The organism is Rhizobium sp. WW22 (assembly GCF_047041135.1).
Lineage (GTDB): Bacteria > Pseudomonadota > Alphaproteobacteria > Rhizobiales > Rhizobiaceae > Rhizobium.
The window spans coordinates 838,856-853,330 of record NZ_CP178199.1; the positions used below are offsets into that span (position 1 = coordinate 838,856).

Below are 14,475 nucleotides of genomic sequence, written 5' to 3' on the forward strand. Positions count from 1 at the left end.
CTCAAATAAACACTTAATACGTCTAGCCGCCTATTGCCACAAGCTATGGTTCACCTATGTATGCCTCGGGCCGGAGGGGCCGGGGTTGTAGTTATGGCACAGACGTTATCCGATTTAATCTATAATTTCTCGACACTTAACTTCCCCGAGAAAGACCGATTTCACACTTGGGTTAAGGATAATCATTGCGACTGCAGGCTGCAGGAACCTGAGTCCGGCCCGTTCGATGCGGAGGCCACCGGCGCGGCGCTCGGTCCGCTCATCCTCTCCGGCAGACGGCTGCTTCGCCAAGGCCCGCTCCCGGCTTACGAGGTTCTGAGATCCGAGCGACGCATCCGAACTGACGGCTATGATTTTTACCGATTTACCTCAATTCTGAGCGGCCGTTTTGCCTTTCGATCGGCGGATGCGTCGTCGGTCAAGAGGGCGGGCGACTTGTTCATATTGGATGCCGCTCAGGTTAACGACTGCCTGGTCGAGGCAGACAACACGATTTCCATCGCCGTTCCAAGGGATTTATTGCCGAACCGAACAGCGCTCCTGCACGGCCATACCCTCTCAACGGGCGTTGCCCGGCTTCTGACCGATCATCTCGTTTCGCTGCTGAACAATTTCAATAGGTTGCGACCAGGGGAGATCCCCTATGTGGTGCAATCGACGCTGCAGCTTTTGACTGCCGCGGTGTCGTCGGCATCCGAGGCGATGCAGGAAGCAGCCGGACCGCTTCGCGAACTATTACTGGGGCGTATCTTGCGGTATCTTGATGCGCATCTGCTCGAACCCGACCTGACGCCCGATCGGATTTGCCGCGATGTCGGGGTTTCGCGTGCGAAGCTTTACCATTTGTTCGAGGGCAATGGCGGCATCATGCGGCAGATACAGCGCAAGCGCTTGCTCAGGGCCTATCAGATGCTGGCAAATCCAAGCGGACCAAAGCTCCACATAGCTGAGCTCGCGTGGAGACATGGTTTCTCGAACGAGAAGTACTTCTACCGGCTGTTCAAGGCCGAATTCGGCCATACGCCGAGCGAGACACTGGAAAACATTTCCCACTCGACCGTCGCTTCAGAAACGATTGGTTTCCATACCCGCGAAAAGCCGGCGAACGGTCCTTCTGGCTGGACATTGCCCTTTGGCGTGCCGGGCCGTTAATTGCGTTTGCGCGAGCATGAGATGTACCAAGATGCACTCGAAATGGACCTGAGCAAACCGGCCGCAGGCCAGCATGCCTTGAAGGATGTTGGGCCGGTGACACACTGAACTTTTGCAATTCGGACTTCTCGACCGCTCGGCTTTCCAGCCATGGTTCACTAGCCGATATCACGGCCGACGCCGGGGGATTTATGCAATTCCAAACTCATGTGCACCTGTTATGGACGATCTTGCACCCGATGATCGGGTCGTTATTGTTGCTCGATCGGGCTTTGCTGTTATGTTCCCGAACTGGAATGGAAATCAGTCAGGAGCCGCGATCAACCTCACAAGCCCCGATAGCGGCGTCCATCTGTAGCAATGCGTGAACGAGTGGCATACCATTGAGCTTGCCTCCTATTTATCCAAGCCGCGGCGATCACGACGCGACACGCCATTCGATCCCGAACGTCAAAGGCTCAAGTCTTCCAACGCTATCCGGAATCGACTGACAGATCGCTGCGCAGTCGCAAGGCTCGGTCGTTGCCGCGGCATAAGTCATCAAGAAAGTATCTATCAGTATATTCGTCAAAAGAGGAAACTCACCTTGCGTAAGGTCATCTGTGCTTCTGCCTTCGTCGCCCTTTCATTCACGCCCGCAGCTGCCAGCGTATGTTCGCAGCATTATCAAAGCAGCGGCGTTCCCCTCGTCACCGGTGTGACCTACAAGACCTGGATGGAGTTTCCTTCCATCAGCCCTGCCGCGGCCTTCGACAAGGTATCGAGGGCCGTTCTTGCGGAAGGCTTTGTGGATGTGAATGTCGAGAAGCAACTCGGCACGCTGACCGCACAGCAGGAGACGTCCGGCTCAGGTCGCCCGCAGACACTGCGCGTCGTCGTCCGCAAAACCGGCAAGGGCAGTCGCGTCGACGCGGTTTTCATGGTGCCGCAGGGGCAGGTTGCCCCCAACATGAGCGACAATCTCTGCCGCGTCGTCAACGCCGTGGCTGACTAGGCCGGAAGCGAATGGGTGATGGGAGCGCCTCTGCTTGCATGCTAAGTGGCAAGCTGGCTGAGGCCTGCTCCGCAGCCGCTCGGTTGTTTGCCTATGTCTTCGTGCTGAATTGGCGCTATGTAGAGCCTGTCCTATTCGCTGTCAGCTGTATGCGCGTCTCCGCGTGTGCAACGCAAGCCCAAACACGATGGGGCTTCGGCCGTTACTGCTCGGCTATGGGATTTGTAACTTGCTTCTGGCCGATCGTCCGGCTAGGTCTTTATCACAAGTGAAGCGCGAATCGCGGTACGGCATCAGCGTATAAATAGCGCTAACCGTCTTTCGCTCCGTTGTCGTTTTGCCTGAATTATTAGATATCGTAGAGAGTTCTGGCCGGCGGTTTGCGCCTGTTGGCAGAAATTTCACGGTGCCTGCGAATGCCGTGAACACGCGGCGTCTTGTCGCCGATTTGAGAAAACGTCACCGAATGAGGTGGTCGATGCCTACATGCGGACACTCAACGCGGACAACGAACGGGATGTTCCTGTCGGTTGGCGTGCCATAAATCGGCCCGTGCCAGACCTTCTCCCCAAATTCGCCGGCTTTCAGCCGATGATGTCTTCAGCCAAGGTCTTATTTTGATGTTTGCTCGCCTGTTTCACTTCCTGGAAAGCCGCATCGATATTTTCGCCCCGTTCAACGAGGACGAGACGCCGCCAACGGGCGTATGGCGTTTCATGTGGCATCATCTCAAGGTGGTCAAAGGATGGCTCGTCGCCATCATGCTGATCGAGCTCGCCTTCAGCGGTATAGAAGCGGCTATTTATTTGATGGTCGGCTGGTTTGTCGACCTGCTCAACAAGCACTCGCCACAGACGGTGTTTCAGGATTATGGCTGGCCGCTTGCGGGCGCTGCCTTCGTCATTCTGGTGCTGCGGCCGATCCTGTTTTTCGTGACGCAGGTGGTTACCAACCAGATCGTGGTGCCGCCGCTTACCAATCAGATCCGCTGGCGCAATCACATCTATACGCTCGGCCATTCGTTGAGCTATTTCCAGAATGATTTTGCCGGCAGGCTCTCGGCACGCGTCATCCAGGCGGGACAATCCATCCGCTCGGCTGTCATCGCCGTGATCGGCGACCTTTGGTACGCTCTGATCTTCGCCTCGGTCACGATCGGCTTCTTCGGCTCCGTCAATGTTTGGTTGATGTTGCCGGTTATCATCTGGCTGGTAGCCTATGCGGTGCTTCTCAGATATTTCGTCCCGCGGGCTCTGAAACGTTCGGAGGCCAATTCCCTCGGCCGCTCATCGACCACCGGCCGCATCGTCGATTCCTATACGAATATTCTCACCGTGAAGCTCTTTGCCCGCGGCGATCTCGAGCGTACCGCCGTTCGGGACTCTCTGAAACGCTGGAACGATAGTTTCCTCGACCTGATGCGGTTGATCCTCGGTGCCAGCCTCGTGCTTCAGATCCTCAATAGCGTTCTGATCGTCATCACTGCCGGTTTGACACTATATTTGTGGACCCACGGGGCCATGACCGCCGGCGCTGGGGCGGCAGCCATCACCTTGGTGTTGCGGCTTGTCCAGATGTCGGGCTGGCTGATGTACCTGATCCGCGATGTTTTCGACAATATCGGTACCGTGCAGGAGAGCATGCTGACCATTGCAAAGCCGCATGATCTCCTTGATGCGCCCGACGCCGGCACATTGGCGGTTCCCAGAGGCGAGATCGTCTTCGATCACGTTCATTTCCGCTATGGCGGCGCCAGGCCCGTCTTTACCGATCTGTCGCTCGTCATTCGTCCCGGTGAAAAGATCGGCATTGTCGGTCCCTCCGGCGCCGGCAAATCGACGCTGGTCAATCTTTTGCTGCGTCTCTATCCGATCCAGTCCGGCCGAATCCTCATCGATGGTCAGGACATCGCAGGCGTTACCCAGGACAGCCTGCGGCGGCATGTCGGCGTGGTAACGCAGGATAATTCGCTGCTTCATCGCTCAATTCATGAAAACATCGCCTATGGTCGCACGGGGGTCGGACGAGAAGAAATCGAGACCGCGGCCCAGCAGGCGGCCGCCCATGATTTCATCATAGGACTTTCTGACCAGGAAGGGCGTGCCGGCTATGACTCGCGCGTAGGCGAGCGCGGCGTCAAGCTCTCCGGCGGCCAGCGCCAGCGCATCACCATTGCTCGCGTGTTGCTCAAGGATGCTCCTATCCTCGTGCTCGACGAAGCGACTTCCGCCCTCGATTCAGAGGTGGAGGCGGTGATCCAGGGCCAACTTCATCGCCTGATGCGCGACAAGACAGTGCTTGCCATCGCGCATCGTCTTTCAACGATCGCGGAACTCGACCGGCTCATCGTGCTCGACGAGGGCCGGATCGTCGAGGAGGGGAGGCATGAGGAGCTGATCGCCAAAGATGGCCTTTATGCAAGATTGTGGCGACGGCAATCGGGAGGCTTTCTGGCCTTGGAAGATAGCCCGGTGGCATAGGGAAATCGAGATTGCAAAGCGGCAAACCGGTGACTATCTCCGGAGGGTATCACGCTGCCGAGGCCTGAGGGTCGTCAGCGATCCGTAGACACGGTTGCAATCGACAGCTTTTCCGCGTCATCCGAGCGATAGATGTCTATTTCACGGATCTTGCAAATCGACACCGAACAGCTCGTGGTGCATGTGCTCGACGGCAATGCTGATGCCACCGATGAGTGCCGCCCGATTGCCAAACTGACTGATTTCGATGCGCGGCGGGTAGGGTGTGCAACGTGGTAGATATCTGCTGATAGCTTCGACAAGTTCGGGCCGAGCGCCGATACTGCCGCCCATGATCACCAATTCGGGGTCGAGCGTTGCGCCGATTGCGGCAATGGCAAGCGCAATCAATCGCGACGTTTCTTCGATGACGGCAACAGCAGCGGGCTCACCAGCCACCAGCGCCGAAAAAAGATCCGCCACCGTTGCCTTGCCTTGCCCACCATATCCGCAATAGCGCCGCACCATTGCCGCGCTGCCCACGGCGCTTTCCAGCGTTCCAAGTGTAAAGCCGTCTGGATCAAATGGCTCCCCGCCGAGAGGTAGATAGGCTATCTCGCCGGCGCCGCCCCGCGCGCCGCGCATGAGGCGACCATTTGCAATGATGCCCATCCCGATACCGGTTCCGAGTGCCACGAAGGCAAAATTATCCGACGTGGAGCCGTGCCCTCGCCATCGTTCTCCTTGCACAGCAAGATTGACGTCATTTTCGATGATAACCGGGGTTGCCATCCTGTCACTCAGGAGCCGGCGCAAGTCGATCGTTTCCACACCCGGGATGTTCGGTGCAACGTTGATATGTCCGGTGGCCGGGTCAAGTATGCCTGGCGTCGCCAGCACGATGATGCGCAATTTGGAAAGATCAATACCGGCGCTGTGGGCAAGATCCTCAATAATGGCCTGGAATTGATCGACCAGGTGGAGCCCGCCGCGTGCGTTCGTCGGCACCTTCGTTTCGGCGACGACATTTCCGACGAGATCGCAGATGATGGCGGCAATCTTGGTTCCGCCAAGATCAATGGAGGCGGCAAAGCCCGCGCTCGCATCGAGCTCATAGGTTATTGCCGTTCGCCCCAAACGCCCATCGGTATATCCGGTCGGCTTCAGCCACCCGTTGCTCTCCAAACTGCGAACGACGTCGGAAATGGTTTGCTTTGATAAGCCGGTTTGCTTGGCAATATCCGCGCGGGAAATAGGGCCTTTGGCAAGGATGGTCCGAATGACAGAGTTCGTCGAGATTTTTCGCGCGATCGGTGTCTGTGGCGCGTTAGGCATGATGGCGGTCTCGCATTCTACCTCTAATTAGTTCGGGACCTTTTCCTAATTCATCCATGTCGTGCTGCGGCAATGTCAAATTCCAGGGAAAATGGACAAAAAGCAAGTAAATCTCAGTCGGTTGGCTGGGCGAAATCATTTAATTTGTCCATATCATTGACAAATTCGGCGCGTGATTTGTAGACTTCCCCAGTGACTAAGCAAATTGCGGAGGGGTCATGAAAGCGAGGCCAACGGATGAGAGAGCTCCTTTCGCCTATGCCGCGGACTTTATAGCGCTCCATTTCGGCAAGATTGCTTGGTATTGCCGCCTGATTTTCATACGTCATCCCATGTCCGACACCGTGCGGTGAAAGGTGCTTGATTTGCCATGATGACTCCCACGTCCCACGGCGAAATCACAACCAGCCACCCGGTCATCCTGCCGATCATGGCGCCTCGACTGCAGGCGGATGCGCATCCCGACGGCTATCTTGATCTCGCTCTTTGGGGAAGCGGTCGTCTGGGGCGCATACGTTTTTCTAGGCTTGCTGGACCTTACATTTACGGGCCAAACAGGATTATTGCCGGAGCGGGTGGCATCTTTGTCGCCCAATCAAGGCCCATCCTTCTGATCCGCAATGCCCGCCTGGAGGGCGTTTATCCGGCGCGTCGCTGCGCTTGGTGGCATGAGAGTGACAAGGATAGTCCGAAGCCCAAGCTCACCAAACGCAATAATCGCCGTATCGTCGTGACCGGTTGGGGTGCGACGATCATCGAGGTCGATGATGGCGATATCCGTATTGCTGCCGGAGCCTCAAAAGAGGAAGCAGAAGCTGCATTCGGTCTTGCAAACGACGCTATCGTCGCAGAAGCCGCGAGTTATATAGCTCGCTGCGACCTCACGCCGAAGGCCGATCCCGTAATGCGGAGCATGGTGATGCAGGGAGCACACGCCGCACTTTCCAGCATCCGCCTGGATGAGAATGGCAGGTTTGCCGGTCTGGCCGCGGGGCAGGCTTACAGTGCGCCTGCACGTACCTATTATCGCGATGGCTACTGGACGATGCAAATGCTGCTGAAGCTTGCGCCGGAAGCGGTACGCGATGAAATTCGACTTTTGGCCAAGGGAGTCCAGCCCGACGGGGAGGCGCCGAGCGGTGTGATTTTGACCGGACCGGCGCAATCGCGCGCCTGGCAGAACTTCGTTCTCGATGCCACACGAAATCCCGAGAAATATCGCGGGAAGGCTGCTCCGGAGCATCACAATCGTCCCGATGATTGGTGGAGCGATCATTTTGACAGCCCGCTTTTCTTCATCCTCTTTCTCGCCGACTATGTGGAAACGACGGGGGATATGACGGAGGCGGTGCGGCACTGGCCGCTTGTGACGGCCATTATTGAACGATATCTGGCTCTTGCAGGCCCCGGCAGCGTATTGCCGCTGAAGCCGCGAAACGACAGGGATTGGGCGGACAATGTCTACCGGGAGGGCCTCGTCTCCTACAATCTCGGCCTTTTCGTCGGTGCATTGGATGGCGTGGCCAAGCTGGGAGCCGGACATGACCCCGCATTGGCACAGAAGGCACGCGAGGTAGCGGCCTCCGCTCGTGCCGAAATCGAGGACAGGCTTTTCGTCCCCAGCAGAAATGGTTACGCCGATTTCGTCACTCCTGATGGATTTGTCGAGGATCATCTTGTCCTCGACAGTCTGACGCTCTCCCGTTATGGGGCGATTTCGCAGACACGCGCCACTGGCCTCCTCAAGGCCATGGAAGAGGTCCTGGAGGCTCGAAACAATACCAGACAGCCCTATGGCGATTGGGGTATGTTGTGCGCCTATCCGCCGTTCAAGCGGGCAAGTGACGTGAGATCGAAAACCGCTTTCCCCTTTCGCTATCACAATGGATCCGATTGGCCCTATTGGGACGGTGTCTATGCGGAAGAGAGAATACGCCACGGTCTCGGTGGCGCACGCTATGCCCTTATACGCTGGTGGGAAACCTGCCTGGCAAATGGTTGGGCCGGCGCTGTCGAATATTTCTCGCCACCCTATGGACGCGGTTCCCTGCTGCAGGGGTGGAGCGCGATGCCGGCGGCTGTCGTGCTCAAATATGGCCTGGAAGCGGCGAACGCGGAGAATAGGTAATGAAGGAAGGCCGGCAAGATTTCTGTTCAGATTGCCGGCATGTCCAATTTCATAACGAAGGCAAGGTGCCCGTCATGGCTGAGTTCTTCGAAGCCGAGATGCCTGTAGAAACCCTTGGCACGTTCGTTTGCGGGACTGACGCCAAGATGGACCGCGGGCACGCCGTTGCTCGAAAGCTTATTGAGCATGGTCTTGATCATCAGGCGTCCCCATCCGCCCGATTGCGCTTCGGGCAGAATATTGATGTGGAGATGCGCGGGGTAGGTTTCTTCAAGGCCCGGCGTGCCGCTGTGAGGACTGGCTATTCGCTCCAGAACATCGGCGTCTTTTTCGGTGCTGGGTACCAGACTAGCGATCTCGCGGCGAACAACCGGCCACCAATCTCTGCCGAGCGCTTTGTCAAAGCCGGCGGTATCCGGCGTACCGACAATATAGCCGACGACCCGGTCATAGCTGGCAAGAACGAACGCGAATTCCGGAGCGAATTTGAGGTAGGGCACCGCCCATACGTAACCGGGAAGGCGCGGATTGCTGTAAAGCGCACTCGCATCGGCTCCCGCGTCAGCCGTCACCAGACAAATATGGAAGAGGGCGTCAACGTCGTTCTCGGTCGCCGGACGGATGAAATAATTGTCGATCTTAGGAGGCATCGCACCATCGATTTGCTGGCCGCTGCACGGCGCGAGCTGACATCAGGCAGCGGTAAAACTGGGAAGGTTGAGGCACTGCATCTGCGGGATGAAAGCCCGCGGATCTTTTGAAAAGGATAAGGAAATTCATCAGGTCAGTAAAGGCCTGACGATGCAAGACATTCGGCTTGTCTCAGCAGGACCGGCCGGTTGGAAACGATAGGAACTGCCAAAACGCAGCTAGAGGGAACCAATCAATGTTTAGCGATTTCATCTCCATCAACATGGCATCAATTCTGAAGAAGGCAGGAATTTTGGCGGGCGTCACGTTCGTCGGGCTCGGCATGTCGACGGCCGTCTTTGCCGAGACGCTTACCGTCTGGGACGACCATGACTCGGAGTCGCGGGCTGCCGTGATGACCGAGCTCAACGCCAATTTCCAGAAGGCGCATCCTGAGGTTAAGCTCGACCATACCGTGCGCGACTTCCAGGATCTCAATCTTACGCTAAAGCTTGCGGTTTCATCCGGCGATGGTCCAGTAGTGACCAAAGTTAACCAGGGCGCCGGCGACATGGGCGCGATGGTGAAGGAAAACCTTCTCGTTCCTGTCGATACCTATCTCAAGAAATATGGCTGGGATAAAAACCAGTCCGATAGTCTGCTTGCGCGTGACCGATGGTCGAGCAAGGGCGAGTTCGGTGTCGGGGAGACCTACGGTATCTCGTCGCTCGCCGAAATCGTCGGTCTTTATTACAACGAAAAGGTCTTGAAAGCCGCCGGAGTCGAACTGCCGATCAAGAACTTCGACGATTTCCTTGCAGCCCTCGATAAGGTCAAGGCGGCAGGCACCCCACCGCTTACCATAGGCACTGCGAAGGGCCACCTGGCGCTCCATATGCTGGCCGGGATCAGTCAGGCGCATATCGATGCGTCCGATCGAAAGGCGCTCGATGACCTGATCTATGGCCGCGGTGGAACCTGGAATACGCCAGGCAATCTGGAATCGGTGAGACTTGCTCAGAAATGGGCAACAAACGGCTATTTCTCCGATGGTTACCAGGGCATCTCGGGTGACGATGCGGTTCAGCTTTTTGTCGCCGGCCAAGGGGCCTTTTTGATTTCTGGTACCTGGTACTTCGGCGATATGCAGAACAATCCGGATATCCATTTCATGCCGATCCCGGCGCCTGCCGGTATCAAGCATCCGCTTTCGGTCGGCGGGGTCGACCTTGCCTGGGCGATCACCAGCCTGGCGAAGAGCGACAAAATGAAGGATCTCGCCGGCGAATACATCAATTACATGGTCTCCAAGGACGCATCCGTGACCTGGGCCCGAGCCGGCTATCTGCCAGCAACTCCCGTTTCGGAAGATGCCGGGGTTAACGCTTCCCCGCTTCTGAAGGAGGGCATCGCGATCTGGAAATCGCTGAACGATGATAACGCACTGGGGCATTATCCCGATTGGGCGAGCCCCACCATGCTCAAGACGTTTGATGAAAATACGCCCTTGCTGCTTGCGAACAAACAAACGCCTGAAGAGCTGATCGGCAAGCTCGATGCGGATTATGCCGCCTACATGAAGAGCAAGTGATTGCCAGACACAGCAATCCTGCCGCTGCTCCATTTGATGAGAAGCAGCGGCGGGAAACTTCGCTACGTCAATCCTGATCACGGCCAGAGAGGCGCTAGTCGGCCCCTGGCATATTCATGAGATGGTGCATGAAACGTTCGCCACTTGATGCCAACGCCAGCAGAAATCTCATTTATATTCTGCCTGGTTTGCTGGTTTATTTTGCTCTCGTACTCGGCCCCATTATCGCAGCAATCGGTATCAGCTTCACCGAGTGGAACGGGATCGGTTCGCCCAATTGGATTGGCTTCGGCAATTATGCAAAATTGCTTTCGGATGAGACTTTCTATGTCGCATTGAAAAACAATGCGCTCTTTATGGTGTTCTACTGTGTCATCCCGATCGTCGTCGGCCTCTTGCTTGCCGCATTGGTCTGGTCGCTCAGGCAGCGAGAGCAGTTCGCACTGCGCACATTGCTGTTTTTGCCCTATATCATGCCGACCGCCGTTCTCGGCATCATCTGGCACTGGCTCTACAATCCCGCCTTCGGTCCCATCAATCAAGCGTTGAAGCTGGCTGGCCTGGGTTCGATCGCTTTACCCTGGCTTGGCGATTTCACCTTTGTCCTACCGGCCGTAGGCATCGTCGCCAGCTGGTATTTCTTCGGTTTCTGTATGGTCCTGTTTCTTTCCGGTATTCAGCGGATTGATCCTTCGCTGTTTGAAGCGGCGAGGGTGGACGGTGCTTCAGGAAGCAGGATTTTCTTTTTCATAACGCTGCCGCTCCTGCTGCCGGAAATACGCATCGCGTTGCTTCTCACCATCATTGCTTCCATCAAGAGCTTTGACCTGATCTTTACGATGACCAGGGGCGGCCCAGCCAATGCAACCCTCGTTCCCAATATTTACATGTACGAGCTTGGCTTCCAATTGAATCGATATGGCTATGCATCGGCCGTGGCCATCATCGGTGCGATTCTCGTCTTCACAATCAATTATGCCGTTCATCGTCTGGTGCGGCCAGTGAATGAGGGGAGTGCATCGTGAGCAGAAATTTTCATGGAATAGGCGCGGTTCTGCCGTCGCGTATCATTCTTTGGGTCTTTGCGGTCCTGACGGTTATCCCCTTCGCGCTTCTGATACTGACGTCTCTGAAGAGCCGTGCCGATCTTATCCAGGGCGCATTCGTATTGCCCGCCTATCCGCATTTCGAGAATTATGCGAATGCTTGGATCGAAGGCCATTTTAACGTCTATTTCCTGAATTCGGTTCTGATCGTTTTCCCTGTAGTCATTGTCAGTATCATACTCGGGACATTGGCGGGATTCAGTTTCGCATTCCTGAGCTTTCCTTTCAGACGTACCATTTTCGTTCTCTTGACTATAGGCATGATGGTGCCGACTGAGGCCTTCATCATTCCGCTCTACTATGAGATGCGCTATGTCGGCCTCATCAACACCTATGCGGCATTGATCCTGCCGCAAATTGCCATGTCGCTGCCCTTTGCGACGATGTTCATGGCAAGTGCGATGCAGCAGTTGCCATCGGAGATCATAGAGGCAGCTGTCCTCGATGGAGCATCCAGACGATACATTCTGTCGAAAGTTATCGTGCCTTTGATGCTGCCGTCGATGTCGACGCTGGCATTGTTCCTTTTTATCTGGACATGGAACGAATTTCTTATTCCACTTGTTCTGGTCAATGACGACAACTATCGCACCCTGCCGATCGGCATGCTGTTTTTCCAGGGACGTTATACGGTTAATACGCCTGTGCTGACGGCGGGCGCTGTCATCGTTATCGGCCCGCTCATTCTCGCTTACATGCTATTCCAGCGCAAACTCATCACAGGCCTCACGGCTGGAGCGACAAAGTAGATCTGTATGTGCTTTGCCGTGCGAGATGAGCAATTCTACGCCGGTGTTTGCTGACCGTCGGGTGACCTTTGATCCACTATTGCGGAAATGGCTCAACCGGAAAGGTGGGCCAGCTTCACCAGTTCCGCCTTGCGGCTGGTGGTTTCCAGTCCGAGTTCGATGAATTGCCGTGCATGCTTGGCAAGGGCAACATTGTCGTCCCAGAGATTGCGCCAGATCGCAGTCTTCAGCGATAGGTCCTTGTCGACGATGGCGGTCGAGAAGGATTCGAAGGTTACGTAGTCATTCCAGCCGATTGCGACCAATGCATCGAAAATGGCGGCGAAATCGATATTGCCGGTTCCGAGATAGTCGCGATGGCTTTCGCCGATATGGACGTAGCCGATCTTGTCGCCAGCATGGCGGATAGCGAGCCCGACATCGGCCTCCTCGATGTTCATATGGAACGTGTCGAGATGCAGGAAAACGTTGGAGGCGCCGGTATCGCGAATGTAAGCCATGCCCTGGGCGGCAGTGTTCAGCATATTGCTCTCGAACCGATTGACGACCTCGAGGTTGAGGGTGCCGCCGGAAGCCTTTGCCTTGTCGGCGACCTTGGTGCGATCGCCAGAATCTACGAGGAGCTTGGCGGTAAGATGCACTGGATCGGCATGCCATATCGCGAGATCTACATGCTGGCGATATCCCGTTGGACGAATGCCGAAGCCGGCAGGTTCGTCTGCATCGGCGACAGTACGAACACGACATCAAGGGTGCGGGCGATATGGATCTGGCCTCCGTGCTGGTGCGCACCGGCATCCTGGCAGCCGCCTCACAGCACGAACCGGCCGAGCTGACGCGGCGACATAATGCAGTTCCGAGCTATCTAATGCCGTGCTTTTCGGTCGACGCAGCGTGAATGGTGCGTGCTTGTGCCTGTCCTCAAAGAAAATGGTTCGAAACTCTTGGGTTGATGCGGCGGATCCTGCGCAAAGTCTGGTAGAGGGTGTTCGACTTCATCACAATGTAGCGCGGAGAAACGGTGCCGCCGAAGCCGGAATAGAGCAGGATGGAACCGGCATTCGCCACACCGTCAAAGTCGAAGACCAGCCCCATCGAAGCGGCATTTTTGATGGCACTCCAGATCAACAGAGGGATCGCGCCGTTGCCGCTGTCGGCCGTGCGGGTTGATAACATGTAGTAATACGATCTGGCATCCCAGACACAAAATATAGCTGCCCTGACATCCCCTTTGTCGTCCACTGCGACGTAGAAATGACCACGTCCGCGGTCAAGTGCCCTGGTGGCGACATCTATGCAGGTGACAAAGTCGATATTGGGTTCCTCACCTTTGGCCCTAAGATTGGCGATGGAAAAGCGGAAGAATGCCTGCGGGTCCATGATGTTCGAGACGCCGTAACGCTCCTCTGCCCGACGGATGACATTTCGTGTCTTGTCCCGCATGGCTTTCCACATAACTTCCAGAGGGGCCGGGCCGACTTCGAATGTGAACTGAGCCGTCACCTCGAAATCCTCGGCCTGAAAAGCAAGCACGTCTCTGACGTTGTGGTGCAGCTTCTGACGGAACGAGGAGAACTGTGGCAGCTTGCGGATGAGCTCACGCGTGATCGCCTGACGCTTCACGAAGCGGTTCGGCTCGCTGCCCGAACCGTCGTTGATGCCCGGGCCGAGAAAGTGGGTGAGGGTCGGCATATTGATGCTGTGCAGACCAAGTCTCGTTTCCTTGAGATAGGGCAGCCGGCCCACTGTCCGCCCGCCTTCGGTCACTTCGGATATCTCGGCTCGTCCCTTCGTTGCAGCATCGAGCCACCAGTGCTCGTGAAATATTGTCGGTATCAAAGGATCCAACACTCCGGGCCTCCTCCAAAAGAAATGTGCAAACTTGCTTCTTGAATTGGTTAAGTTGCTGCAGCATCCCCAAAGTACCTCTCTTAGCATACTCAGGCGTCCTCAGAAATGAAGTAATATTTTCCCCCGGCTTAAGATAAAATCCTGCAATCGATCGCTGTTTATATTGATGGGGCGGGCAGTATATTCAGATAGTTTGCGCTTAAACACAGCAATGATTGATGTCAAAACTCTTCGAGAGCGTCCTTAGAATCTCTCGGCCATGTTGCAGCGCTTGATGCTTGCCTCTGTCGCCGCAGCGCTATCATCGGCAATTGTGAGGGTCCGCAGAGTAATTCACGAGTGAAACACTGGCTGCCCGCCATGCGCCGCCGTTCACTCAATCTGTATGCAATCTCCATGAAATCTGCACAGAACCAGGCTATTTCACCGGGCAGTGTTGCCGAGCTTTTCGTTATGCGATCAGCCACAAAGTGCGACTGC

At 56.0% G+C, this 14,475-nt stretch carries 12 protein-coding genes and 1 pseudogene; 8 read left to right on the forward strand and 5 right to left on the reverse strand.

Annotated features, from left to right (window positions below; translation table 11 throughout):
* The first annotated feature begins 60 nt into the window (after positions 1-60).
* The 3 genes from ACK83U_RS22855 (at position 61) to ACK83U_RS22865 (ending at position 4,626) form a co-directional block, all read left to right on the forward strand.
* Complete coding sequence (locus tag ACK83U_RS22855; protein ID WP_412475006.1) at positions 61-1,152, forward strand: helix-turn-helix domain-containing protein; 1,092 nt, start codon at positions 61-63, stop codon at positions 1,150-1,152.
* A gap of 586 nt (positions 1,153-1,738) precedes the next feature.
* The gene (locus ACK83U_RS22860; RefSeq protein ID WP_184369952.1) at positions 1,739-2,146 is read left to right on the forward strand and encodes a hypothetical protein; all 408 of its coding nucleotides are present in this window, start codon (positions 1,739-1,741) and stop codon (positions 2,144-2,146) included.
* A gap of 620 nt (positions 2,147-2,766) precedes the next feature.
* Entirely contained in the window at positions 2,767-4,626 is a 1,860-nt protein-coding gene (locus ACK83U_RS22865) for an ABC transporter ATP-binding protein (RefSeq protein ID WP_112608982.1), read from the forward strand.
* A 141-nt stretch (positions 4,627-4,767) separates the two neighbouring features.
* Here the strand turns inward: ACK83U_RS22865 and ACK83U_RS22870 are convergent, their stop codons facing one another.
* Positions 4,768-5,940: an ROK family transcriptional regulator gene (locus ACK83U_RS22870; RefSeq protein ID WP_112608984.1), complete on the reverse strand. Its 1,173-nt coding sequence runs from the start codon at positions 5,938-5,940 to the stop codon at positions 4,768-4,770.
* Positions 5,941-6,053: 113 nt separating this feature from the next.
* A complete protein-coding gene (locus tag ACK83U_RS22875; RefSeq protein ID WP_162708060.1) occupies positions 6,054-6,269 on the reverse strand; it encodes a hypothetical protein in 216 nt (71 codons plus the stop codon).
* Positions 6,270-6,310: 41 nt separating this feature from the next.
* On the opposite strand from ACK83U_RS22875, the gene ACK83U_RS22880 reads away from it, so the two are divergent.
* A complete protein-coding gene (locus ACK83U_RS22880; RefSeq protein ID WP_112608986.1) occupies positions 6,311-8,068 on the forward strand; it encodes a glycogen debranching protein in 1,758 nt (585 codons plus the stop codon).
* A gap of 26 nt (positions 8,069-8,094) precedes the next feature.
* Here ACK83U_RS22880 and ACK83U_RS22885 read toward each other — a convergent pair whose 3' ends face one another.
* Positions 8,095-8,718, reverse strand: a complete 624-nt coding sequence (locus tag ACK83U_RS22885) for a GNAT family N-acetyltransferase (protein ID WP_112608988.1) — start codon at positions 8,716-8,718, stop codon at positions 8,095-8,097.
* Between the two features lie 236 nt (positions 8,719-8,954).
* On the opposite strand from ACK83U_RS22885, the gene ACK83U_RS22890 reads away from it, so the two are divergent.
* The 3 genes from ACK83U_RS22890 to ACK83U_RS22900 all read left to right on the forward strand — a co-directional run bounded on the left by ACK83U_RS22890 (position 8,955) and on the right by ACK83U_RS22900 (position 12,144).
* Positions 8,955-10,289 carry an extracellular solute-binding protein gene (locus ACK83U_RS22890; protein ID WP_112608990.1) on the forward strand — a complete coding sequence of 445 codons (1,335 nt, stop codon included), beginning with the start codon at positions 8,955-8,957 and terminating at the stop codon, positions 10,287-10,289.
* Positions 10,290-10,417: 128 nt separating this feature from the next.
* Complete coding sequence (locus tag ACK83U_RS22895) at positions 10,418-11,314, forward strand: carbohydrate ABC transporter permease (protein WP_112608992.1); 897 nt, start codon at positions 10,418-10,420, stop codon at positions 11,312-11,314.
* Positions 11,311-12,144: a carbohydrate ABC transporter permease gene (locus tag ACK83U_RS22900; protein ID WP_112608994.1), complete on the forward strand. Its 834-nt coding sequence runs from the start codon at positions 11,311-11,313 to the stop codon at positions 12,142-12,144. Before ACK83U_RS22895 ends, ACK83U_RS22900 begins: the two co-directional genes overlap by 4 nt.
* A gap of 92 nt (positions 12,145-12,236) precedes the next feature.
* Here ACK83U_RS22900 and ACK83U_RS22905 read toward each other — a convergent pair.
* Positions 12,237-12,740 (reverse strand): annotated as a pseudogene (locus ACK83U_RS22905) (TIM barrel protein); the annotation flags it as partial.
* A gap of 92 nt (positions 12,741-12,832) precedes the next feature.
* Here ACK83U_RS22905 and ACK83U_RS22910 point away from each other — a divergent pair.
* A complete protein-coding gene (locus tag ACK83U_RS22910) occupies positions 12,833-13,042 on the forward strand; it encodes a hypothetical protein (protein WP_412475007.1) in 210 nt (69 codons plus the stop codon).
* 23 nt (positions 13,043-13,065) lie between these two features.
* Here the strand turns inward: ACK83U_RS22910 and ACK83U_RS22915 are convergent, their stop codons facing one another.
* Positions 13,066-13,995 (reverse strand): GNAT family N-acetyltransferase, encoded by a 930-nt coding sequence (locus ACK83U_RS22915; protein WP_112608996.1) that lies wholly within the window; start codon positions 13,993-13,995, stop codon positions 13,066-13,068.
* Positions 13,996-14,475: the final 480 nt, after the last annotated feature.

Excerpts from the sequence above, each read along its gene's own strand:
- ACK83U_RS22885 (WP_112608988.1), bottom strand. The coding sequence starts at position 8,718 with ATGCCTCCTAAGATCGACAATTATTTCATCCGTCCGGCGACCGAGAAC.
- ACK83U_RS22875 (WP_162708060.1), bottom strand. The coding sequence starts at position 6,269 with ATGACGTATGAAAATCAGGCGGCAATACCAAGCAATCTTGCCGAAATG.
- ACK83U_RS22870 (WP_112608984.1), bottom strand. The coding sequence starts at position 5,940 with ATGCCTAACGCGCCACAGACACCGATCGCGCGAAAAATCTCGACGAAC.
- ACK83U_RS22890 (WP_112608990.1), top strand. The coding sequence starts at position 8,955 with ATGTTTAGCGATTTCATCTCCATCAACATGGCATCAATTCTGAAGAAG.
- ACK83U_RS22880 (WP_112608986.1), top strand. The coding sequence starts at position 6,311 with ATGATGACTCCCACGTCCCACGGCGAAATCACAACCAGCCACCCGGTC.
- ACK83U_RS22865 (WP_112608982.1), top strand. The coding sequence starts at position 2,767 with ATGTTTGCTCGCCTGTTTCACTTCCTGGAAAGCCGCATCGATATTTTC.
- ACK83U_RS22855 (WP_412475006.1), top strand. The coding sequence starts at position 61 with ATGCCTCGGGCCGGAGGGGCCGGGGTTGTAGTTATGGCACAGACGTTA.
- ACK83U_RS22895 (WP_112608992.1), top strand. The coding sequence starts at position 10,418 with ATGAAACGTTCGCCACTTGATGCCAACGCCAGCAGAAATCTCATTTAT.